The 22,304-nt window shown below is 44.0% G+C and carries 22 protein-coding genes; 14 read left to right on the top strand and 8 right to left on the bottom strand.

The window, feature by feature from the left end; translation table 11 throughout:
- Nucleotides 1-98: 98 nt before the first annotated feature.
- The gene (locus tag ACRRSY_RS17045) at nt 99-1,835 is read left to right on the top strand and encodes a methyl-accepting chemotaxis protein (RefSeq protein WP_432459935.1); all 1,737 of its coding nucleotides are present in this window, start codon (nt 99-101) and stop codon (nt 1,833-1,835) included.
- 56 nt (nt 1,836-1,891) lie between these two features.
- On the opposite strand, the gene ACRRSY_RS17040 is transcribed toward ACRRSY_RS17045, so the two are convergent.
- A complete protein-coding gene (locus ACRRSY_RS17040; RefSeq protein WP_432456152.1) occupies nt 1,892-3,346 on the bottom strand; it encodes an SLC13 family permease in 1,455 nt (484 codons plus the stop codon).
- A 577-nt stretch (nt 3,347-3,923) separates the two neighbouring features.
- Between ACRRSY_RS17040 and ACRRSY_RS17035 the strand changes: the two genes are divergently transcribed.
- Nucleotides 3,924-4,556: a YiiX/YebB-like N1pC/P60 family cysteine hydrolase gene (locus tag ACRRSY_RS17035; RefSeq protein WP_432463696.1), complete on the top strand. Its 633-nt coding sequence runs from the start codon at nt 3,924-3,926 to the stop codon at nt 4,554-4,556.
- 174 nt (nt 4,557-4,730) lie between these two features.
- On the opposite strand, the gene ACRRSY_RS17030 is transcribed toward ACRRSY_RS17035, so the two are convergent.
- Entirely contained in the window at nt 4,731-4,931 is a 201-nt protein-coding gene (locus ACRRSY_RS17030; RefSeq protein ID WP_432463695.1) for a hypothetical protein, read from the bottom strand.
- Nucleotides 4,932-5,163: 232 nt separating this feature from the next.
- Here ACRRSY_RS17030 and sstT point away from each other — a divergent pair, with 232 nt between their 5' ends.
- The 4 genes from sstT to ACRRSY_RS17010 all read left to right on the top strand — a co-directional run bounded on the left by sstT (nt 5,164) and on the right by ACRRSY_RS17010 (nt 9,132).
- The gene (sstT, locus tag ACRRSY_RS17025; protein WP_432452067.1) at nt 5,164-6,411 is read left to right on the top strand and encodes a serine/threonine transporter SstT; all 1,248 of its coding nucleotides are present in this window, start codon (nt 5,164-5,166) and stop codon (nt 6,409-6,411) included.
- Nucleotides 6,412-6,775: 364 nt separating this feature from the next.
- Nucleotides 6,776-8,263 carry a sodium-dependent transporter gene (locus ACRRSY_RS17020; protein WP_432459932.1) on the top strand — a complete coding sequence of 496 codons (1,488 nt, stop codon included), beginning with the start codon at nt 6,776-6,778 and terminating at the stop codon, nt 8,261-8,263.
- Nucleotide 8,264: 1 nt separating this feature from the next.
- Nucleotides 8,265-8,366 (top strand): MetS family NSS transporter small subunit, encoded by a 102-nt coding sequence (locus tag ACRRSY_RS17015; RefSeq protein ID WP_432452069.1) that lies wholly within the window; start codon nt 8,265-8,267, stop codon nt 8,364-8,366.
- A gap of 355 nt (nt 8,367-8,721) precedes the next feature.
- Entirely contained in the window at nt 8,722-9,132 is a 411-nt protein-coding gene (locus ACRRSY_RS17010) for a hypothetical protein (RefSeq protein WP_432459931.1), read from the top strand.
- A gap of 130 nt (nt 9,133-9,262) precedes the next feature.
- Here ACRRSY_RS17010 and ACRRSY_RS17005 read toward each other — a convergent pair whose 3' ends face one another.
- The gene (locus ACRRSY_RS17005) at nt 9,263-10,162 is read right to left on the bottom strand and encodes an HAD-IIA family hydrolase (RefSeq protein WP_432463693.1); all 900 of its coding nucleotides are present in this window, start codon (nt 10,160-10,162) and stop codon (nt 9,263-9,265) included.
- 313 nt (nt 10,163-10,475) lie between these two features.
- Here ACRRSY_RS17005 and ACRRSY_RS17000 point away from each other — a divergent pair, with 313 nt between their 5' ends.
- Nucleotides 10,476-11,330 carry a carboxylate/amino acid/amine transporter gene (locus tag ACRRSY_RS17000; protein WP_432459929.1) on the top strand — a complete coding sequence of 285 codons (855 nt, stop codon included), beginning with the start codon at nt 10,476-10,478 and terminating at the stop codon, nt 11,328-11,330.
- An 81-nt stretch (nt 11,331-11,411) separates the two neighbouring features.
- Here ACRRSY_RS17000 and ACRRSY_RS16995 read toward each other — a convergent pair whose 3' ends face one another.
- The gene (locus ACRRSY_RS16995) at nt 11,412-11,897 is read right to left on the bottom strand and encodes a DUF2937 family protein (protein ID WP_432459928.1); all 486 of its coding nucleotides are present in this window, start codon (nt 11,895-11,897) and stop codon (nt 11,412-11,414) included.
- Nucleotides 11,898-12,333: 436 nt separating this feature from the next.
- Here ACRRSY_RS16995 and ACRRSY_RS16990 point away from each other — a divergent pair, with 436 nt between their 5' ends.
- The 3 genes from ACRRSY_RS16990 to ACRRSY_RS16980 all read left to right on the top strand — a co-directional run bounded on the left by ACRRSY_RS16990 (nt 12,334) and on the right by ACRRSY_RS16980 (nt 15,238).
- Complete coding sequence (locus ACRRSY_RS16990; protein WP_432463692.1) at nt 12,334-13,323, top strand: Gfo/Idh/MocA family protein; 990 nt, start codon at nt 12,334-12,336, stop codon at nt 13,321-13,323.
- A gap of 815 nt (nt 13,324-14,138) precedes the next feature.
- The gene (locus ACRRSY_RS16985; protein ID WP_432459926.1) at nt 14,139-14,606 is read left to right on the top strand and encodes a VF530 family DNA-binding protein; all 468 of its coding nucleotides are present in this window, start codon (nt 14,139-14,141) and stop codon (nt 14,604-14,606) included.
- 119 nt (nt 14,607-14,725) lie between these two features.
- Nucleotides 14,726-15,238: an RNA methyltransferase gene (locus ACRRSY_RS16980; protein ID WP_432452076.1), complete on the top strand. Its 513-nt coding sequence runs from the start codon at nt 14,726-14,728 to the stop codon at nt 15,236-15,238.
- Nucleotides 15,239-15,251: 13 nt separating this feature from the next.
- Here the strand turns inward: ACRRSY_RS16980 and trhO are convergent, their stop codons facing one another.
- Nucleotides 15,252-16,238, bottom strand: coding sequence for an oxygen-dependent tRNA uridine(34) hydroxylase TrhO (gene trhO, locus ACRRSY_RS16975; RefSeq protein ID WP_432452077.1), 987 nt, complete (start codon nt 16,236-16,238; stop codon nt 15,252-15,254).
- Nucleotides 16,239-16,491: 253 nt separating this feature from the next.
- On the opposite strand from trhO, the gene ACRRSY_RS16970 reads away from it, so the two are divergent.
- Together ACRRSY_RS16970 and ACRRSY_RS16965 are read left to right on the top strand one after the other, a co-directional pair.
- The gene (locus tag ACRRSY_RS16970) at nt 16,492-17,430 is read left to right on the top strand and encodes a chemotaxis protein CheV (protein WP_432459924.1); all 939 of its coding nucleotides are present in this window, start codon (nt 16,492-16,494) and stop codon (nt 17,428-17,430) included.
- A gap of 297 nt (nt 17,431-17,727) precedes the next feature.
- Nucleotides 17,728-19,002: a hypothetical protein gene (locus ACRRSY_RS16965; protein ID WP_432452079.1), complete on the top strand. Its 1,275-nt coding sequence runs from the start codon at nt 17,728-17,730 to the stop codon at nt 19,000-19,002.
- A gap of 66 nt (nt 19,003-19,068) precedes the next feature.
- Here the strand turns inward: ACRRSY_RS16965 and ACRRSY_RS16960 are convergent, their stop codons facing one another.
- Genes ACRRSY_RS16960 through ACRRSY_RS16950 form a run of 3 tightly spaced genes read right to left on the bottom strand, consistent with a single transcriptional unit; the run spans nt 19,069 to nt 21,009 of the window.
- Nucleotides 19,069-19,743, bottom strand: coding sequence for a ChrR family anti-sigma-E factor (locus tag ACRRSY_RS16960; RefSeq protein ID WP_432452080.1), 675 nt, complete (start codon nt 19,741-19,743; stop codon nt 19,069-19,071).
- The gene (locus ACRRSY_RS16955) at nt 19,736-20,362 is read right to left on the bottom strand and encodes a sigma-70 family RNA polymerase sigma factor (protein WP_432452081.1); all 627 of its coding nucleotides are present in this window, start codon (nt 20,360-20,362) and stop codon (nt 19,736-19,738) included. Before ACRRSY_RS16955 ends, ACRRSY_RS16960 begins: the two co-directional genes overlap by 8 nt.
- Nucleotides 20,363-20,394: 32 nt before the next feature.
- Entirely contained in the window at nt 20,395-21,009 is a 615-nt protein-coding gene (locus tag ACRRSY_RS16950; protein WP_432463690.1) for a hypothetical protein, read from the bottom strand.
- Between the two features lie 143 nt (nt 21,010-21,152).
- Here ACRRSY_RS16950 and ACRRSY_RS16945 point away from each other — a divergent pair, with 143 nt between their 5' ends.
- Nucleotides 21,153-21,581 carry a nuclear transport factor 2 family protein gene (locus ACRRSY_RS16945; protein ID WP_432463689.1) on the top strand — a complete coding sequence of 143 codons (429 nt, stop codon included), beginning with the start codon at nt 21,153-21,155 and terminating at the stop codon, nt 21,579-21,581.
- Nucleotides 21,578-22,303, top strand: coding sequence for an SDR family NAD(P)-dependent oxidoreductase (locus ACRRSY_RS16940; RefSeq protein WP_432463687.1), 726 nt, complete (start codon nt 21,578-21,580; stop codon nt 22,301-22,303). Before ACRRSY_RS16945 ends, ACRRSY_RS16940 begins: the two co-directional genes overlap by 4 nt.
- The last annotated feature ends 1 nt before the right edge of the window (nt 22,304 follow it).

Here is a 22,304-nt window from a genome sequence, read left to right as displayed (position 1 = left end):
TCAAACGGTAGCAGGCAAGCTTAGAGCTGAATGGACTTTAGATCGTAATAGAGTGCTGTTGCTTATGCTGAGTTGAGGTTATTTAGGATCGTAAATAAATGAAGTATCTCTCGTTTAAAAATAAGATCATCGCCTTGATGATAGCAACCATTATGGTCACTATCATTTCATCCTACTTTAGTGTTCGCCATGTGATTAGTGCCTATATTTATAAATCCTATGTGAGTGATGTAGAAAGTCAGGTCAACTTGATCCGTGGAGAGGTTGAAAGAAGTATTCAAGCGAAAGTTGATCTCATTCAAAGTGTCGACTTTGGAATTATGGCGATCCGTTCAACCAAGGATAAATTGGGTTTTTTAAGTGTCGTAAAGGTGATTAATAATTTAGCCCTTAGTGATAAGGGAAGCATGCCTAAAGCAGAAGCGAGCCTTTACATCAAGCAGGTTAAAAATCACCCCGATGGTATTCAGGTTAGCCAGGTATCGATATTAGATGGTGTACCTGTCGTTATTATTTCGAAGAAGAAAAATAATATTGTCGATTTTTTTACGCTTGATTTGACATACTTAGGATCTCTAGTTAAACGTTTTCATAAAATCAACACTTATTTGCAAATTACTTCTGATAATGACACCTTGATTTATTCAAATAAGCCAAGTGTTAATTTAGAAGTGAATGAAGGAACATTAAATTTTTATGGCCAGACTTGGCACTTAAATAGTTTTATCGACGTGGCGGATATACATAGAATCACCAAGTCTATTAATGAAAGCATCAACTTCTATTTGATAGTCTGTGCCTTGATTATGCTTTCTCTGAGTATTTTTATATTACATTTTACCTTTAAACCCTTAATCCGTTTGCGAACTCTGGTTTATGGTCTTTCCCAGGGAGAGGGGGATTTAACTCAGCGCTTGGAAGTTAAATCTAAGGATGAGTTGGGAGAGATTTGTCATTCAATTAATATGTTTACCGACCAATTGCAGAAGATTTTTGTACATATCTCAGAATCTAATGTGCATATTAACACGGTGATCCAACAGCTTAGTCAGCAATCTAAGCGTAATATTTCGGCGATTGAGGAACATAATGCTGAAAGCCGAGAAATTGTACGCTCTATCGAGCAGCTGAGTGCTTCTTCCGATAATATCGCAGAAGGGGCCAACGAAACCGCCGAATATACCCAAAATGTTCGTGTTAATGTTGAGCAGTCCAGTGAGTCTAGCAAGCAGGCTGTTCATAGTGTGCAAGTGTTAATTGAAGATATTAGTGTTGTGGCGAACTCGATATCTGAGATGGATGAAGGGGCCAAAAATATTGGCGATATTCTTTCTACCATTGGTTTTATTGCCGATCAAACAAACTTACTGGCTTTGAATGCGGCGATTGAAGCAGCCAGGGCAGGCGATAAAGGTCGAGGTTTTGCGGTTGTGGCGGATGAGGTGCGAGCCTTGGCGGCAAAAACAACGGCGTGTACCACCCAAATCAATGACATGTTGAATTTTTGGGGGAGAACCAGTCATCATATTAGCTCCAGAATGGATGATACTCATGCGAGCTGTGATTCTTCTCAAGCTATTACTCAAGTGATGATGGAAAAACTCGATTTGATGCGTGAATCTACTGAGCGAATTCATCAATTGAACGCTAATATGTCAGGCTCCGCTAATCAGCAAAATACCATTATGCAGGAAGTTCGAACTAACATGTCTCGGGTGGAAAGTTTTGTTGAAAAGATCCGTAGCAATGAGTTGACGAGTATTGAAATCAGCGATGAGCTGCAAGATGTATCTAATGAGCTGACTCACTTTATTGCGCGTTTCAAACTTGCCTAGCTGATGAGTGATTGATAGCGCGAGTCAGCACCTGACTCGCACATGCTGGGCTTGTATTAAGACAGCAGTATGATTTCGATTAAGTAGTAACTAAAAAGGCTGATCAATACGATACCGACGAGGTTAAGCATAAAGCCAGCTTTAACCATTTGTTTAATATGTAATTGACCAGAAGCAAATACGATGCTGTTGGGTGGAGTTGCAACGGGCATCATGAAAGCACAACTGGCAGCTAAGGCTGCCGGAACCACTAATATCATCGGGTTCGACCCCATCGACTCGGCAATTGGCCCGAGCAGTGGCAGAAAACCTGCCGCGGTGGCGGTATTACTGGTGATTTCGGTAAGGAAGATGATTGCTGTGGTGACGATAACGATCACCCAAATCAGTGAATAGGTAGAGGCTGCGCTTAAGCTGAGGCCGATGAAGTCAGCCATCCCCGAACTTTTGATCTGGGCCGCTAAACTTAAGCCTCCTCCAAATAACATCAATACTCCCCATGGCAATTTTTTGGCTGTATCCCAGTCCATCACCATGACTTGTTTACGCCAATCCACTGGAATGACAAACAGGCTGACGGCAGCCATCATGGCGATCCCGGTATCGCTGATCGCCAAGCCGCTATAAGACGCCAACAAGGGGCGTAAGATCCATGCACAAGCGGCTAGGGTAAATACAACGGCGACAACTTTCTCCGGTGGCTTCATTGGGCCTAATTGATGGAGTTGCTGACGTAACATTTCAGCTGAGTTTCCCTGGCTTCGATTGGGTAAGCGATAGTTGATTCGAGTTAGCCATATCCAAGTAATGAATAACATCGAAATTGAGAGTGGCAAACCGATGAGCATCCATTCGCCAAAGCCGATGTGGATATCGTAGGAGTCGGCTAAATACGCTGCGAGTAAAGCGTTGGGGGGGGTACCAATCAGGGTGGCTACCCCCCCAATACTTGCTGAATAGGCAATGCCTAACAGTAGCGCGGCACTGAAGTCTGGTTGCTGCTCTTGTTTGGACATCATCCCAATGATCGACAGCCCTATGGGGAGCATCATCACTGCGGTGGCGGTATTGCTCATCCACATGCTTAAAAAAGCGGTGATCAGCATAAATCCGCCTACTTGTTGCGCTGGTTTGTCCCCGACGGTGAGCATTGCGACTAGTGCTATTCGTTTATGCAGATCCCATCGTTCCATCGCCAGACTCAGCATAAATCCGCCCATGAATAGGAAGATTAAGGGATGAGCAAAGGATGCGGTGGCAGCTTTTAAACTGGCGATGCCGAGTAGTGGGGACAAGACCATTGGTAAAAATGAGGTGACGGGGATCGGAACTGCCTCGCTGACCCACCAAATTGCCATCATGGTGGCCAATCCCATGGTCACCCATGCTTGTTGGGGCAGCCCTTCAAAGGGAGGTGGAATAAAGAGAGTCGCAATTAAGCTTAATGGGCCAAGTAGTAAGCCGCATAGTTTGGCGAGGTGTTGATGTTGATAATTGGGATGGCTGACCATCGAGTTCATAATAATACCTTAAGATTTAAGGGGTTTTCTGCTATTAGCTATAGCAGAAATTTATCGACTACGCCGAACAAAAAGGCGTGTTTGCGTTACTCATTGATGGCTTCTGTGTAAAGCAATAGCAAGTCGTTGTTCTAATCTACTTATTTAAGTGATGGTTTATCGTCCAATTTAGAAAAGTAATTCTATTTAGAGGTCGTTTATTGTTGGTTTAACTAGGGATTATTGGGGTCTTTATAGTAAAAATATACAAAGTCTGCTTTTATGATGATTTTAAAATTAGTTAATTGATTTTAAACGGTATTTTATAGATATATAATTATTTTACTTCATAGTTTCTGGTTGCTTTGAATGGGGGGCAAGATATTTAAGGGTAAAAAATATGCATTTTTAGTCACAAATACAGATGTGTATATAGTTGATATAGGTTTGACAAAATTTCATCGGGGGAACATTTGTTAGCATCAATTGTTATAAATGGCATTTTCAGTGAATATTTACAATAAATTCGCATAATGGTAGGTTTTGTTTGAATGGGTAAAATGTAATTGATCATATATAGCGTTAATGGATGATGCAGCAACAGTTATTGAATCAGCTTAAAACTGGCGATTTAGTCTTTTTTTCGAGTAAGGGGCTTGGCAGTAGTCTCATTCGTGTGGGGACTTTTAGTCCTTGGTCACATGTCGGCATGGTATTGCAGTTAGCAAATTATGATTTTGTAACCTTGTGGGAGGCAGTACCGAGTCGAGATGGGTTTTGCCTTTATGCTCAGCGCGCGAGTAAGGGCGTGCAGGTGGTTGCCCTGGAAGAGCGGGTTGCACAGAATCAAGGTGATGTTGCGGTACGCCAATTGATGGGCGAAGAACTTAATCAAGCCGCGTTAGACAATTTGATGCAATTACTGGAACAGCTAAAGGGGCGCCGTTATGAGCAAGACTTCTGGCAATTGACTCGTGCTGGTTGGGATGGGCCATGGGGTGAAAATAGCCAAGACTTGTCTTCATTATTTTGCAGTGAGTTAGTGGCAGCGGCTTACCAGCGCTTAGGTCTTCTAGATGAGACTAAGCCTGCAAATGAGTATACCCCAGCTGATTTTTCTGAAGATGCGCTGCGAGAGTTAAATTCCGGATTCTACTTATCCGAAGAAGTTGAGCTGCTTAAGCAAGAACCGTCCATTGGTGAATTTAGCTTTAGTGTCTAACTAAATTAAAGCAGTTGTGAACGCCATTGGTGAACCCCTGCATCGATGGCTTCGCAGCGTGAGTATTCAGATCTGTGAAGTCTATGTTTTGTCCTCTCTCTTCTATATCAAGCTAACTACCGTTATCGTGCGCCGTGATGTTGTTTCATTGTGTCTGAATGATGGTGCTTGGTTTTAGTCCGCGCGATCATATGCAGATGCCGGCATCGGGATCCATCTTGGCTTCGGCTGCAGCATATCCTCAAACTCAAACTCAAACTCAAACTCAAACTCAAACTCAAACTCAAACTCAAACTCAAACTCAAACTCAAACTCAAACTCAAACTCAAGCCAAACCAAGCCAAAGAGGACGGTTAACAGCGTTTTATGTGTCATTTTCTTCGGTAAAAAAGGCTTGGGTGCTTGCTTGTTACTTAAGCGTGATAAAGGGGAGTTTGCTTAATTATTTGTGACGAGGATCGGTCGTTTATGACTCGGCATCGCTTGGCTAAAAAAAGTTTTTGTGATGTGTCAATTTAATATCGATCTTTTGTTTAAAATTAGTGCTTCATACTATATGGTTGCGCCTTAACCAACAATATAGCTTCCATCAAGGATAATAAGAAGCATGAATCAACATTCAAACAACAACATATTTAGCTTTATAACTAAAGGTAGCCTCGTGCTACAAATCCTGATCGGTATTATCGCCGGTAGTATCTTGGCCGTTGTCGCGCCAGAGTTTGCCATCTCTTTAGGTTTATTCGGTAGCCTATTTGTTGGTGCACTAAAAGCGGTTGCACCAGTGTTAGTCTTTGTATTGGTGGCGGCGTCTGTTGCGAGCCATAAACGAGGTCAAGATACTCAACTAAAACCAATTATTTATTTGTATTTATTTGGCACCTTTGCCGCCTCGCTGACTGCAGTTGTCATGAGCTTTGTTTTCCCCACCGAACTGGTTTTGGTGAGTACCGATACCGTGGCCAATCCACCACAGGGGATCGGTGAAGTATTACATACCTTATTGTTTAAAATTGTGGATAACCCAGTGAGTGCCATTATGAATGGTAACTACATTGGTATTTTGGCATGGGCAATTGGCTTAGGCGTGGCGCTACATAGTGCTTCTGCAACGACTAAAGCTTTGTTTAATGATGTTGCGGATGGCGTATCTAGCATCGTGCGTTTTGTGATCCGCCTAGCGCCACTTGGGATCTTTGGCCTGGTGGCAAATACTATCGCGCAAACTGGTTTTTCGGCGCTATGGGGCTACAGTCAACTGTTATTAGTGTTGATAGGTTCTATGCTGTTGATTGCTTTGGTGATGAATCCATTGTTGGTTTTCTACAAAATTCGTCGCAATCCCTACCCTCTTGTCTTTAAGTGTCTTCGTGAAAGTGGTGTGACTGCTTTCTTTACCCGTAGTTCAGCGGCCAACATTCCGGTGAATATGGATCTTGCTGAGCGGCTTAATCTGGATGAAGACACATATTCAGTCTCTATTCCGCTAGGCGCAACCATTAATATGGCAGGTGCCGCAATTACCATCACGGTGCTATCACTTGCAGCAGTACATACCTTGGGGATTCACGTCGATTTTGCGACCGCATTATTGTTGAGTGTGGTTGCTGCGGTATCTGCATGTGGTGCTTCGGGTGTAGCTGGTGGTTCATTGTTATTGATCCCGCTGGCTTGTAGTCTATTTGGAGTCTCGAATGATATCGCGATGCAAGTGGTTGCTGTCGGTTTTATTATTGGTGTATTACAAGATTCGGCTGAGACTGCATTAAATAGCTCTACCGATGTTTTGTTTACCGCCGCCTGTTGTATGGCAGCGGAAGAACCATATGCTCAGGTCGCAGAAGACCAACGCTAGGTTTATTTACTTGCAAGTGAGAACAGCGCCGTCAAGCGCTGTTTTTTTTATTACTGCTGTCAGAGGTTGGCGTAGCCACCGGCCTATCGAGGTTCACTTCGATGGCGGACTGGTAAACCAAGGCGATTATTTCGATGATTTGAGTCCAGTGGGCTGAAGATGCGCGTCATCGTCATTAACTCAATAGATTGTGAGTTTTCTCTGTTTTCACAGATGATTATTTTATAGAATCGCCGGCTTCTGGCGGTAGATACTTATAAATATAATTTTCTCCAGTAGCACAACATTATTCATATATGGAAGTCAAAGTGCATTTTAAACCATTCTCTTTGACTTTCCGCTTAAGCAGTTTGAGGTAACAAATATGAAACGAGAACAATGGGGCTCTCGGGCAGGCTTTATCATGGCGGCAGTTGGCTCCGCTATTGGTTTAGGTAACATTTGGCGTTTTCCCTATATGGCATACGAAAATGGAGGGGGGGCATTTTTTATTCCCTATCTGTTTGCCATGTTGTCTGCGGGGATCCCATTTATGATCATGGAATTTAGCCTTGGTCATAAAATGCGTGGCGCCGCCCCTCGGGTATTTGCCAAATTGGGTCGACGACTAGAGTGGCTGGGTTGGTTTCAAGTCTTAGTAGCCTTTGTGATTGCGGTGTATTACGTAGCGGTGATCGGCTGGGCTATTTCCTACCTTGGTTTTTCTTTCTCACAAAGTTGGGGGGCAGATCCCAATACCTTCTTCTTCACCGAGTACTTAAAGCTTGGCGATAATAGCCCAAGCCGCTTAGGCGGCATACAGCTACATATTGTTGTACCTGTGATCTTGGCATGGCTGATCACTTACTCTGCAGTGTTTACTGGGGTAAAAGGAGGCATTGAAAGAGCAAGTAAAATCATGATGCCGCTATTATTTGTCATGGTTTTGGGTCTCATTATTCGTATGGTGTTTTTGCCTGGCGCACTGGAAGGCCTAAATTACCTATTTAAGCCGGACTTTAGCAAAATTCTTGATGTTTCCGTTTGGTCGGCGGCCTATGGGCAGATCTTCTTTACCTTGAGTGTTGGTTTTTCAATTATGCTGGCTTATTCCAGTTATTTGCCAAAAGATTCCGATATTAGTAACAATGCCTTTATGACGGTGTTGATTAACTGTGGTTTTTCTATCATGGCTGGCATCATGATTTTTGGCATTCTAGGTTACATGGCTAATCAGCAAGGGGTTGCCATTACCGAAGTGGTGAAAGCGGGAGTCGGTTTAGCTTTTGTGACGATCCCTACAGCAATTAACCTGCTACCTGCGCCTTATATTTTGGGGCCTCTGTTTTTCTTCGCGCTCACCGTTGCAGGCTTAAGCTCGATGATCTCCATTATCGAAGCAGTCACTTCAGCTGTGATTGATAAGTTTGGTTGCGACCGTCGTAAAGCGGCCACTTTGGTGTGTGGTGTGGCTTTAATCGTATCCTTGGCCTTTACCTGTAACGGTGGTTTGTTGCTGTTAGATGTGGTGGATTACTTCATGAATAATGTAGGGATCTTAGGTAGCTGTTTATTGGAATTGCTGATTGTTGGTTGGATGCTCAAAGGCTTGCCTGAGCTTCAAGAATATGCCAATCGACGCTCTGAATTGAGAGTTGGTGACTGGTTTATTTGGTGCTTACGTTTTATTAGCCCTGCAATTTTGCTGATTATCTTAGCAACCAACTTTGTGTCGCTATTATCAGAAGGTTACGGTGGTTATAGCCAATTTGACTTAATGAGTTTTGGTTGGGGCCTCGTGGCAATTATGGCGGTGCTCGCAATTATTATACGTAAATTACCGACAGCTGAACTTACAGCGGAGGAAAACTAAGATGGAATTAAGTGCCATTGTGATGATGATCATCGGTTTGGGTTGTACTTGGGGCGGCGCGATATTTTGTATTCGCCGTGCCATGCAGGCAGATAAAGGCTAGTGGTTTAAACCTGCTATGAGTTAAAAGGCCAAGCACTTTGCTTGGCTTTTTTATATCGATATTATACCAATCTAACTCATTATCTGTTCATTCTTAGCTCCGCTAAATCATCGCTAACTAGGTGATGTATCTGGCCATGAGAGCCACCCCTTACTGCGCTTCATGCCTCGTTATCGACAGATTTATTCTGCGCAATTAGTTGTTCATATAATGAATCAGGTTGGTATTAAAGCGGTGTTTTCGGCGGAGCACCAGCACACGTTGCTATCGAAATAAACAGAGTTAAGCAATTTTATTGATTTTATAGTTAATTTTTGCTTAAAATTGAGTCTCTATTGATATCTAAGGATGATGTGTGAAAGGAATTATTAGTGGTGTTTTATTGGCGCTGGCCTTAAGTGGTTGTGCGATGACAAGACCGAGTGTTGAAGAGGTCGCAGACAGTTATCATTCTGAGCTCAATACTCCACAAAAAGAAACTATACGTGAAACTTTATCTGAGCATTGTTCATCTTTGGTATACAAAGATAATGTAGTCAAAGTGAACTGTTACCTTTCTGGTGATGTATTGGTTTACAATGCTAATTTAATCAATCGACGCTGGGAGTGGACTCCTCAAGCAGCGGCTGCAAACACTAAGAATATTCTTAAGAATATTTGTGAACAAGATGTTCTTCAGTATGGCTTTGCTGTATTGGTGAATCTTGAAGGTGAAAATGGTTTTGTAGGTAAGTTAAAAACCTACGACGATTGCTTAAATTTATAGTTTGCTGTTCGATTGATTGAATAAAGGCTTCCGCTTTATGTGGAAGCCTTTATTAGTGGTGAATTGCTTGGTATAAGCAACACGGTCATGGATCTTTTTGACCTCATTTACCGCACTGTGTCTCGCGTATTTAGATACTTTTGAGTTGAAAGTGCGGGTGAATATTACTGCGCTGAATATGCGCATCAACATCTAAATCGCGTAGAAAACCATGCTGGGTCACCAATACGCTTTTAAATCCCATGGCGTTCCCACCTAAGATATCGGTATGCAGTGTATCGCCAATCATTGCAATACGCTGCCGGTTGATGTTTGCCAGACGCGGTTTAATTTTTGCTAAAACGGTGTCGAAAATTGGCGCGAAGGGTTTGCCAAAGCAGCGTACCTGTTCAAATAAATGTGCGGGTAGGGTTAATGTATAACTGCCGGGTTCTTGGGAAACTCCATTTTCTAAGGGGGCAATTAAGTCTGAGTTTCCAACCCAGACTGGACGTGGTCGGTCATTCAAGGCTTCAATAAAGCGTGCCTGACGCTGAGCATTCCAGGCTTGGCCACTTAAAAATAGAAACTCGTCGGCTTGCCAAAAAGCTTCATCTTCTGGGTAGTAGCAGGGGCGGGCTAAATCTAAGCGAAACTCGGATAAAGTGATAATCCCTAGTGGGCTGTCTGCTGGCTGCGGCATATGCTGCAGTAATACTTCACGACTATTGATGATTTCTTGGTCGCTAAAGTCGAAGCCGAGACGAATGAATTTTTGAAGTAGTTGGGGTTTACTTTGAGTCGCCGCATTGGTCACCACATACACCAGTTTTCCGGCGGCTCGTAGCTTAGCGATTTGGGCTGCAGCCCCCGCAATGGCTGTTCCTCCAACGTTTAACACGCCGTAGGCATCAAATAAAAAAACATCTATATCATCGACCAAATCGGTGATTTGTTGGATGGTTTGGCTTGAGGGGACGGGAACAATGGCGGGTAATCGTTGCGCCATATTCAAATAAGCGGAAAAGGCCTCAGTGGGACTAAAAAACATTGCTTTCACCTGTCTAAAATCAAGACCAGATTCTAACAAGAAGTAACAGCCGACGCGTAACTAAATCATTTCGTAACCGTCTTTGGGAGCGGGCATCGAGTGGTAAGGGAGTATACATTGGTTGTTTGCATCAAGTCGTGGACAACCGTGCTTGGCATCCTAACTTAAGATAAATTGTCTGTGGATGCTTGCGAGGTATTTGCCGAAAGTGCTAAGCTGCCGCGCTTAAATTAAAGATTAACATCTTGTAATTTAAGTAAAATTAAAACATTCGTTCAATGGCCTATCTGGCCTATATCAAATTAGAGTGACTATGGCGTATTTAATTGCGATTACCTTGTTGTGGGCTTTTTCTTTTAGCTTGATTGGTGTTTATCTTGCTGGCCAAGTAGATGCGTGGTTTTCAGTGTTGATGCGAATTGCCCTTGCGACCTTGGTGTTCTTACCTTTTTTAAAATTTAGAGAGTTAGCTGCCAGTACCGCCTTGAAGTTGATGGCGATAGGAGCGGTGCAGCTTGGTTGTATGTATGGTTTTTATTATCAGTCCTTCTTATATTTGTCGGTGCCAGAAGTGTTGTTATTTACGGTGATGACACCGATCTATGTGACTCTCGTCAATGATGCCTTCGAGCGACGTTTTAATCAGCGTTTCATGTTAACTGCACTGCTCGCAACTATGGGGGCGGTGGCTATCCGTTATCAAGGCATCGATCAGGGCTTCATTACTGGCTTTTTATTGGTCCAAGGGGCTAATTTGTGTTTTGCCAGTGGGCAAGTTGCCTATAAACGTTTGATGGCTCGCTTACCGGTAAAGTTGGCCCAGCAAACGGTATTTGCCTGGTTTTTTATCGGCGCTTTACTGGTGGCCAGTATGGCTTTTGCACTGCTAGGTAATACCCAAAACCTACCCAGCACAAACTTGCAGTGGGGGGTATTGGTTTATCTTGGGGTCATCGCCTCAGGGCTTGGCTATTTTGCTTGGAACAAGGGCGCAACCATGGTTAATGTTGGCGCCTTAGCTGTGGCGAATAACTTGCTTATTCCAGCGGGTATTGCGGTCAACTTGCTGATTTGGAATCGTGATGCCGATATTTTGCGTTTAAGCATTGGGGCGGCGATTATCCTCGGAGCCTTGGCATTGAATCAGCGTTGGGCGAGGCGGGTTTAGCCCAAGGTGCTTGAGCATATAGCGCTGGCGCAAGTTTGATGGCTGTATCACGCTGCTGGTAATGGCGGTTGTTTACGATTGCTAACGGGCTTTACTCAAGCGGCGGATTGGCCACATAAACAAGCCGCCAATTATCAGTGCCACTAATACACTGTAGCCCACAACCATCGGTTCAAGGGGGATGCCCGGTTTAAAGTTTTTTAAAACCTCGTTCAATCTTGGCCAACGTGCTGGCGCAAAAATATAGATGGTTTTTTCTAGTAAGTTACCATGTTGGAGAACCTCAAGGGCTTGGGCTAAGTCAGCGAATTGGTGAAGCGTTTGTTGTTTTTGTTCAGCATCGGCTCTAACGGCGGGATTAGAGTTATGCTTAAAATCTTCGATCATGGCATCGACGTCGGCATAGTGATAAGCCGTCGCATTGCGTTGGTAACCTTCGACCTGAATTTTAGCCGCGCTATAGTAACCACTGACAAACTGTAAGTAGTGATTGCTCAATATCGGTAGTTGAAAAAAGACCAGTAATAGCACAGTGAATATGACTTTATCTAGGGTGTTGAGTATCAAAGTCGATCCTCGCATCAAAGCCGAAACCAGTTTAGCTGGCTGGTTTAGTGATATTTTGAGTGTTTGATCCTACGCTGTTGCGATAATAAGAGTAAATGATTTTATCGTCTTGCATTTGGATATTTAAGTTGTGTCCGATAGGTAAACCGTAAATCGCGCTTTAGTCTTGTTTTTTGCGGTTTATTATTTTGAACAGAGGGAGCAAGATCCTGAAATAGTTTTATATTTTGTCACAATTTGCTCATTCGAATGCTCGACTGATTCGAGCTTTGAGTAGATAGATAGCAATTATTCAGGAATGTGGCGGATGTAACACCTGCGTAATGATTCTAGCAAATCTGCGCATGCTCGGTAGTTTGCTTCGTATATTTAAACCTAAATATTGCTCGGCTTTTATCGTTAGTATTCATTATTCTTGAAATAAAAGGTAAATCAGATGCAACAATCAAAACTAATCCGTTGGGGCATTATTGGTGTCGGTGATGTTTGCGAAGTCAAAAGTGGTCCTGCATTTTATAAAGCAAAAGACTCGCAATTGCTTGCGGTGATGCGGCGTAACGGTACAAAGGCCAAAGATTTTGCTTCGCGCCATCAAGTGCCACATTGGTATGACAATGCCGAGGCTCTGCTCGCCAATCCAGATATCGACGCGGTATATATTGCTACACCACCAGCACAACACAAAGATTACGCTTTAGCTGCGCTAAAAGCAGGTAAACATGTGTATATTGAAAAGCCGGTAACACTGAATGCGAAGCAGTGCGATGAGCTTATCGAGGCTCAAAAAACGGCTGCGACTAAAGTGGTTGTGGCACACTATCGTCGCCATGTACCCTGTTTTTTAAAAGTGGCTGAGTTGCTTAAGAATGGCGCTATTGGCCGGCCCTTAATGGTTCAAATCGATACACTTCAGCCAGCGGCATCAGATATTATTTCTAGTAGCGAAGACAATTGGCGGGTCAATCCTGAGATTTCTGGCGGTGGCTTATTTTATGATCTTGCTCCCCACCAATTAGACTTAATTCTGCAGTGGTTTGGCCCAGTCGCCTCAGCCCAAGGGCTTAGTGTTAATCAACAGCAACATTCAGCGGCTGATGACTGTACACATGGTTGGGCGTGTCTGCAGAATTCACTGATCCTACAAGGGCGTTGGCATTTTGCGGTGCAAGCGCAACAAACTCGCGATGTTTGTGAAGTGATTGGTAGTGATGGTAAGCTCAGCGTTAATTTTTTTGGTGAGCAAGTGATTCGTTTAGAGAACGCACAAGGCACCCAAGAGTTTATGATTAACAACCCAGAGCACATTCAACAACCCTTTATTGAGCAAGTGAATGCTTATTTTCGCGATGAGCGAGACAATCCTTGTCGTGTGAGCGAGGCGAGAGCGGTGATGGCCTTAATGGATTGCTTCGCTCAAAGGCTGTGAGTTATCGCCTGGTGAACTATATCCCCTGAAGCTGTCGTCGCAAGGTCTTAGATCATGAGTCATACAGTCGGTAATGCCGATATTCAAGTGAACTACAACACCAGATGTAATTGCGAGGCCGTTGGGTTGGTAGTCCGCCTTGTGATTGTTCAATTTGTGGTGGCAAAGGGGTCATGGTTGCCGCAGTGTAATTTGATGGCGTGGTGTGGTAACAGGTTACAATGTGCTGAAGCTTTAGCAATTTAATATCCATACTGCGCAGCATTACTTTATGTTCATACGCAGCTATCTACGCCGGTCATCAAATTCTACAGGATATGGGATTAGTGGGGGCAGCTTAGGCGTGTGAATCGCTAGGATTTAAGTGCTATGGTTGCGCTTGATGAGGGAATACCAATCTAACTAATTATTGTTCATTCATGCTGGACTAAATCAGTGCTAACTGCGTTATGTATCTTGTCATTGGAGCCACTCCTTACTGCACTTCATGCCTGGTTATCGGCAGATTTTTTCTGCCCAATAAGTTGTTCATACAATTAGTCATCGGCTTGACCGAAGCGTGTTATAAGCCTCGAAGCATCGCCAGATTGTATTGCGGTTTATGGCTGACGAATGCAACATGGGGAAGAACAAAGCGCAGATAACAGTGATGTATAAAAGCTGGCCGTAAAGTGCGGATTGCTTGCCTGATACCCACCAAAGATGGGTACGGCGCAGAATATAGTTTGGACTTCTTTGGCTTTGGCCTTACTCTTAGCGCTGAGTTGACTTGAGCTTATTGTTTTCAAGTCGTTATATTGAGCCCAGGACTTTCTATGAGCAATCCATACCACAACAATCCCTTACATGGCCTTAAGTTAGAAGTGCTTCTAGATGAAATTGTCGCCCATTATGGTTGGGAAACCTTAGCCTTTGCGATGAATATGAATTGCTTTAGAAACAAGCCTGATCTTGATTCATGCCTAAAGTTTTTGCATAAAACCAAGTGGGCGCGTGAGAAAGTTGAGGCCTTCTATTTATATCGTTTTAAACATTTACCGCGGCCCGACGATCGTCAATATGCTTTGCCGCCGCGGGAGCGAATCATCCCCTCAGAGCAAAAACCAAGAGCGCCAGTGGTGATAGATATGAGTGCTCCTGCACAGCCGCAAAATAAGCCGAAGTCCAAGCGTAGCGCTAAGGCAAAAGTAAGCGCTCAGGGAAATACACCCTACAAATCGCGCGATGTTAATCCCCGCGTCGATGATGACAAGCCTTTTGATCCTTGGGCTGCGTCTCGCTAAGTAGTCACTGTTTCGCTGCGTCTTTGTCGGTCTTCAGGTACAATTGACGACTTAATACTTGACTAAGTCTTGAGTGCTGTTAGTTAAGTCGGTTTAGTTAATTTTGTGCGGTACGATTTATGTCTCAAACTCTGGTCCATATTGGCCTAGTTAACCCTAAAAGTCCCAGTAATGTGGGCTCGGTGATGCGCGCTGCAGGCTGTTTTCAAGCGGATGCGGTCTTTTATACGGGGCAGCGTTATGCTCGCGCAGCTCGGTTCAATACGGATACGAAGAATCAGAGTTTGAATATCCCACTCTCGGGGGTGGATTCATTGGTGGCACAGGTAACACCAGACATGCAAATTGTTTGCGTGGAGCTGGTAGAAGGGGCCATTGCTTTGCCAGAGTTTACTCACCCAGAAAAGGCTCTTTATATTTTTGGTCCGGAAGATGGTTCGCTGAGTCAAACTGTGGTGGATCAAGCAGATTCGGTGGTGTATATCCCGAGCCAAGCTTGTTTGAATTTAGCGGCAACGGTGAATGTACTGCTCTACGATCGGCAGACCAAATTAGCTCAAGGCCTCGCAGGCGATCCACTGATCCGCAAGAGTCGCGATGTGAATAATCGCCTGAAGGCAAAGTCGCAGTGATGAGCAATAGTGGTTATTCAGCTGATTTTTCCCGTTGAGTTCGACGTAGGCGCAGTTTTTGTTTGCGCCGTTGCTCGCTGTGTTTGCTAGCTTCCATACCCACATGTTGTTCGCCGCGTTGCTTAGCCAAATTCACTTGTTTTTCACGTTCCATAAAGCGTTGCTTTTGCTGTTGGCTTTGTTGAGCATGACAATGTGGGCAACTGAGGCCGGGCACAAATAGTGGGCTTTGCTGTTGTGCAACGGAAACGGGCATTCTACAGGCTTTACAGAGCTGGTAATCACCTGGTTGAAGTTGGTGATCGACACTCACTCTTTCATCAAACACAAAGCAGTCGCCTTGCCATAGAGAGTCTTGCTCGGGGACCTCTTCTAGATATTTTAGGATCCCCCCTTCTAGATGATAAACTTCTTCAAAACCTTGCTGTTTTAAATAGGCGGTTGATTTCTCGCAGCGGATCCCGCCAGTACAAAACATCGCAACTTTTTTATGCTGCTTTGGATCTAGGTGTTCAGCAACATAAGCTGGAAATTCACGAAAGCTCTCCGTATTGGGATTTAGTGCGTTTTTAAAACTACCGAGTTCCACTTCATAGTCATTACGGGTATCAACCAGTAGCACTTCAGGGTCACTGACTAAGGTATTCCAATCTTTTGGTTTAACATAGCTGCCCACAACTTTATTGGGATCGATACCTTCAATGCCCATGGTTACGATTTCTTTCTTCAGTTTGACTCGGGAGCGTTTAAAGGGTTGCTGTTCACTATAGGAGCGTTTTTCCGACAAATTGACCAAACGAGGATCTGCTGTTAGCCAATCGAGTACTTCTGCTATAGCGCTCTCTTGACCAGCAATGGTGCCGTTAAGGCCTTCTTCAGCAAGTAATAAACTACCGCGTACCTGATTATCTAGCATTATTTGTAGAAGGGGGGCTTGTAAGTCGCGAAAATTGTCTAAACGAACAAATTTATAGAGGGCGCAAATTGTGATTTGACTCATGCAGTTTCCTTGTTGCCAAGCGGGGCGTAAACCCGAAGCAATGGTTAAAAGCGGCTATTGTAATTAAATTGCTAATAATTGCAGCTATAATGTGAATCTATGTTACGTTTTTGTGGTTGCTGTTTCGAGGGGACAAGTGGTAAAAATGTGTGCTAGGCCGCTAAATTAAGGTACCGTTGGTGCTAGAGATTTTATTGCTTAGCCTAAGACCGCTATACTCTATGGACTAAATATATTGAATAGGTTGGGTAGTATGTCAGGTGTTTTAGCCTCTGTGGATCAACGCACCCAGTTGGTGGGCGAAAATCGCTTAGAATTATTGATATTTAAACTCAACTCAATGCAGTTGTTTGCGATCAATGTATTTAAAGTGAAAGAGGTCGTGAAATTGCCTCGAATGAACAAACTACCCGGCTCACATTCCAATATTTCTGGCGTGGTTAGTAGTCGTGGTCATTCGATTCCGGTGATTGATTTACGTGCGGCCATCAAGATGCCTCCGTCTAAGACTCAGGAAGATTGTAATCTCATCATTACCGAGTACAACCGCACCGTGCAAGGCTTTATGGTGGGCGAAGTAATGCATATTGTGAACACTTCATGGAAGGATATTCTACCGCCACCTTCTACGGTAGGCCGGAGCAATTACCTTACTGCGATCACTCGTATTGAGCATGAAGATACCAATCGCATCGTCGAAATTATCGATGTTGAAAAGGTATTAGCCGAAATTGTTAGTTATAACGTGACTATCTCGGAAGAAGCCTTAGATTCTCAGGTTACAGAGTATTTGAGCGGTAAACGTGTATTAGTGGTTGATGATTCATCAACTGCGCGGGGCCAAGTTAAGGCTACCCTTAGTCAACTCGGCATGGAGATCATTGAAGCTGAAAATGGTTTACAAGCCTTGAATATGTTGAAAGGCTGGGCCGATCAAGGCAAGTCGGTTTACGACGAAATATTGTTGATGATCACCGATGCAGAAATGCCGGAGATGGACGGATATCGTTTAACTGCAGAAGTCCGTGGAGATAAACGGATGAACGAGTTGTTCATTGCTTTAAACACTTCATTAAGTGGCAGCTTTAATGATGCCATGGTAGAAAAGGTGGGATGTGACCGATTTATTTCTAAATTTCAACCCGACCTTTTGGTCGATGTTGTACAGGAGCGGATGCGCCAATTGCTCTAACTGAGCGAGTACTTTTGGGCGCCTCTGTTGAGCTTTAAAGTTGCATTCGTTTCTTTGTAAATTGAAGATAAGCATCACGTTTCGTGGTGTTTTTTTTATTGTTACTTGTCGAAAATCTATCAAAAATGACTAGTTCAAACTAAAGTCTACCTATCTAGTTTATCATTTGTGACCCGCGCTTATTAACTGCAGGGCGATAATCACTGGAGGTTAACGAAGGCTGGCGGTATGAAGATAAATAGTCGATGGCTCATATTTTTGGTGAGCTTAAGTGTTATCACTTTATTGCAGTGTAAAATGACTGACAATATTCAGTGCTTGTACTTGATATTGATGGTGTTCCTAGTGATTTTGGGGTGGCATGGCTTGCTGCTAATCCCCATCGCTCAATCATCGCAAATCAGTGGGGCGATTCTTGTTTCTGAAGTAAATATTGCCAACAAGGGTATTGTCTTTAGCGTTGAGCACTCCGGTGGACGTGGTTCGAACCCGTCTAAGCAAAATGATGTAATGCAGAGTGGTCGCAAACAGTCCGCAGCGGATTGCTGTCGTGGAAAGCAGTCGGTGCAAGGTGGGATACAGGCGATTCAAGATTTACGCTCCGCTGTTAGCCATGTTGCCAGTGATCTCACAAGGCTTAAAAATAAGGCCTTTCAAGTTCAAAATTTTGTAGCGTTGACAAATGCGCTAGCGCAGCAGGCAGAGCAATTAGCCGATGATGCCCAGCAGACTGTTTTTAAAGCGGGTGAGCAGTCTGGTGAGCGGGCGGCGATGGCCGATCAGTTGAAGCTGTTCGCTAAGCATACTGCTCAGATCAGCGAAGATATTGCGGGTGCATTAACCAATTTTGGCGATGATACGGCGAATAGTCGCCAGTTGATGGCACACATGATCGATAAAATGGACACCGTAGAAGACTGTATTACACATTTCGAACGAGTATTGAGTCGCACAGAGAAAGCCGTAGAGGCGTTTGCGCAGATGCAGATAGAGCAATCGTTGCGGCAGCAAAGTGGTACTGGTGAGCTTATTTTTATGTCGCTTGATACCGATCAAAGGGATATGTTTGATCAACGGATCTTAAATCATGCTCGGGCTGCGGCAATGGCTTGTGGCGGTTTGCTCGAGCAGGCCTTAGTTGAAGAGAAATTTACTGAGTCGCAGTTATTTGAGCCTGATTACCAGCCCATCGAAAATACCGAACCAACCAAGTATAGCACTGCGTTTGACAGCTATACCGATCAACACTTCCCCGATGTACAAGATCCTATTTTGCAAGCCTTGCCCAATATCGTGTATGCCGGTGCTGTGGATAAGCGGGGGTATTTTCCAACTCATAATCGCTGTTATTCTCAAGCCCTGACGGGCGATTACGAACGTGATATAAAGAATAATAGAACCAAGCGAGTGTTTGATGATCCTATCGGGATCCGCAGTGCGACCCATTGCAAAAGTATGTTATTACAAACTTACAAGCGTGATACAGGTGAGGTAATGCATGATTTATCGGTACCAATTTGGGTTGAGGGAAAACATTGGGGCGCTTTTCGGATTGGATTCAAGCCGAGTTGAGCGATTTCATTTGCATAAAAAAACCAGCGACGTCGCTGGTTTTTTTATTGGTTTTAGTGAGCAACTTTATCGGAAAAACAACTGACTAAAGGGGTTGAGTAAAGATGCTAAACCCGAGGTAAAGTGTAAGGGAGCATCTAATAGAGTTAAGCACAGACAGTCTTGATCCGCTTCGGTTCTTGGCGTGTGGGTATGCTGAGTATCTCGGATCACAAAGTCTCCCGGGCCATAGCTGCCGCCATTGTCAATAAAGCGGCCTGCTAATACCAGTGTGACTTCTTGTCCCTGATGGGTATGTTCAGGGAGTGCACTGTTTTGATCCATATAAATAAAGTTCATTTTACTGTCACCGACAGAATCAACTCTGGCTCGCTGCAGTTTACCTGGCAGGCGTGCCCACGGGCCAATTTTTTTAGCATGGGCCTGTAATACACGGGGCAGTGCAAAGCTTTTATCATCGAGTTTGATTTTGGCTTGAAGCTGTTGAGGCTCCGTGGGTTGCGACGGTATAGTTTGCTGCATAATCATTTGCATCATGCTATCCAGCTGAGGATTGATTGCCACTGGTTCAGCCTGTTGTAGTTGGCTGGCTAAGCTGTTTTCCAGCTGCGCAACTCGTTGGCGACATGCACCACAAAACTCCAAATGGGCACTTACCATAATGCTCATGGACGGATCGAGTAAACCTGCTGCGTAAAGCTCAAGGCTGTTATCCGAGGGATGAAATTGAACATTAGTCATTCAAGGTCTCCTTCATTTTTTGAAGCGCTAATCGTAGGCGACTTTTTACCGTTCCTAGAGGTAGGTTAAGCATTTCGGAAACCTGTTGTTGGGATTCACCGTGTAAGTAAACTCGCCTCACAATATCGGCTTGTTCTTTGGGTAATTGTGAGAGGACCTGTTGTAACTCTTCGCGTACCAACGAATGATCCTCCGATGCAACTTTGTCGTGGTCCTGTTCTTCCGCTAAAGTCGGCCATAGATCATCGCCTTGTACCCAACTTTGCTGATGTTTGCCTTTGCGCATCAGGTCAAATTTAACGTTTCTTGAGACTGAAAATATCCAAGTCATTGCGAGTCCCTTGGAGGCATCATACAAACCGGCTTTTAGCCAAAGTTTAAGCATGGTTTCTTGCACCATTTCTAGTGCCAAGGATTCTTCAACAAATTGCTTTCTTGCTAGGTTTAATAAACGAGGCGCAACCTCTCGAAACAACCGTTCATAACTAGCACGACATTGTTGCTTGGCAATGTTGTCAAGTAACAAGGCTATCTCATCATCTACATGGGGCTTAAAACTGTTAGAAGCCATGGCTGTTTGATTACCGCCGATCGTCGTTTGGGGTTTAGATAATTCCATATTGCCAAATTCGTTGTCGGATTAATAACTGATTAACGTCGTAAATGAAGAAAACGATCGTTTTGTCGCAAAATAAAATTTAAATAGCGGATACATAGGGCTGGTGTCGCAGCTTTGAGTAGGCGTTGTTTGGTATCAATCGAGAGAGGGAGTAACTCTAACCAACGCCAACATAGCAGACGGACATCATTTAGGTCTTGCGCTTGATTGGGACAGTAAGAGTGTAGCTCGGGGTAGAGACGTTTTACCTGTAATAAGGCTTGTTGCAAATGAGACTGTGGCGGATAAGTCTCGGGCGTTGGCCAAAGAATCAGTTGCTGGGCAGTGATAGTATCGGTGAACCATTCCTTAGAAAATTCCGGATGGTTAGTACTAATCAACCCCCAGCCTGTGACATTGAATTCAACGATAATTTGTTTTCGACTAAGCCAGTCCACCTGCTTGATCTCGCCTCGGCTTACCAAATCGTGTTTGCTAATGGCACAATGACCGTTACTGTCCTGAAACGCTAACCACATCCCCCCAGCCTTTTCGGCTGCACGAATGCTCGCGATAAATTCACCTCCTTGACCACTTAAGCGACCTTGGCGTTCCGGCATGAAGTGTTCGCTGTTAATGATGAGTGGTAAAACCTGATGGCTGTTCAAGGCAAAGTCCTGCGCTAAAGAGTGTCTTTGTTACTACGCAGTAAAGCGATAAAAAGATGACTGATCTTTATTCGTACTCTTCACGTACTATGATTAACGATAATGGAAACAAATGCTTATATTTTTTAATGGTGGAAAAACTGATGTCAACTCAGGCCATAGTACAGCAACTCGAAGCGTTTTACTTACAGTTAGGTTTAGCCCAGATGAAGCATTTGGATGACATCTACACTGCGGATATTGAGTTTATTGATCCGCTGCATCATCTATTCGGTTTGGCGGATTTAGGTCACTACTTTGAGAATTTGCTACAAAATACTCAGCAATGTCATTTTATTTTTGATTCTCGTTTGGTCACTGAAGGAGAGTTCACTCTGACATGGCAGATGCAATTTACTCATCCCAAGTTAGGCAACGGTCGAACCATTAAACTGGACGGTATCAGTCATCTTAAATGTCGCGACAAAATCTACTACCACCGAGATTATTATGATGTGAGTGCAATGTTACATGACCATATACCGGTGCTTGGTTGGGTATCCAAGAAGCTAAAAAATGGACTTGGTCAATGAATATTTTAATTACAGGTGCCAGTTCTGGGATTGGTCGACAGCTAGCCTTGGATTTTTGCACCCAAGGGCATCAGGTATGGGGACTAGGCCGAGATAGCTCTCGCTTGCAAGCAATTGCTAAGCAGGGTGTGAAGCCGTTGCAAGTTGAACTGGGTGACTTGCAAGCCCTGCGTGAGCTGGTACTCGATCTGCCCGCGATGGATATTGTGGTGTTGGGGGCTGGAAGTTGTGAATATCTCGATCCGCAGCGTTTTGACGCCAGCCTATTTGAGCGAGTTTGGCAAAATAATGTGCAAAGCATGGCCAATTGTTTGGATGCCTTGTGGAGCCAATTGAAGCCGGGGGCGCAGTTGGCTTTGGTGGGAAGCCTGGCGCATTTATTACCTTTTAGTCAGGCTGGTGCTTATGGCAGTAGCAAGGCTGCCATACACTACCTCGCTCATGCCCTACGCACCGACCTAGCCGCCAAGCAAGTCAGCGTGCACTGTATACAACCCGGTTTTGTTAAAACGCCTTTAACTGATAAAAATCATTTTTCTATGCCTTATTTAATTAGCGTAGAACAGGCTAGTCAAGCTATTATTAAAGGGCTCAGTAATGGTCGTTTAGTGATTAATTTTCCTACGGCTTTTAGTTGCTTATTACGGCTATTACATGCTTTACCCTTAACTTGGCAGAACAAAATTTGCTGTCGCTTAGCTCGCAAGGAAGGAACCCCATAAA

Source organism: Agarivorans sp. QJM3NY_33, assembly GCF_050870865.2.
GTDB lineage: Bacteria > Pseudomonadota > Gammaproteobacteria > Enterobacterales > Celerinatantimonadaceae > Agarivorans.
The sequence above is the reverse complement of the archived record's forward strand: the minus strand, read 5'-3'. Positions and strand labels throughout refer to the sequence as shown.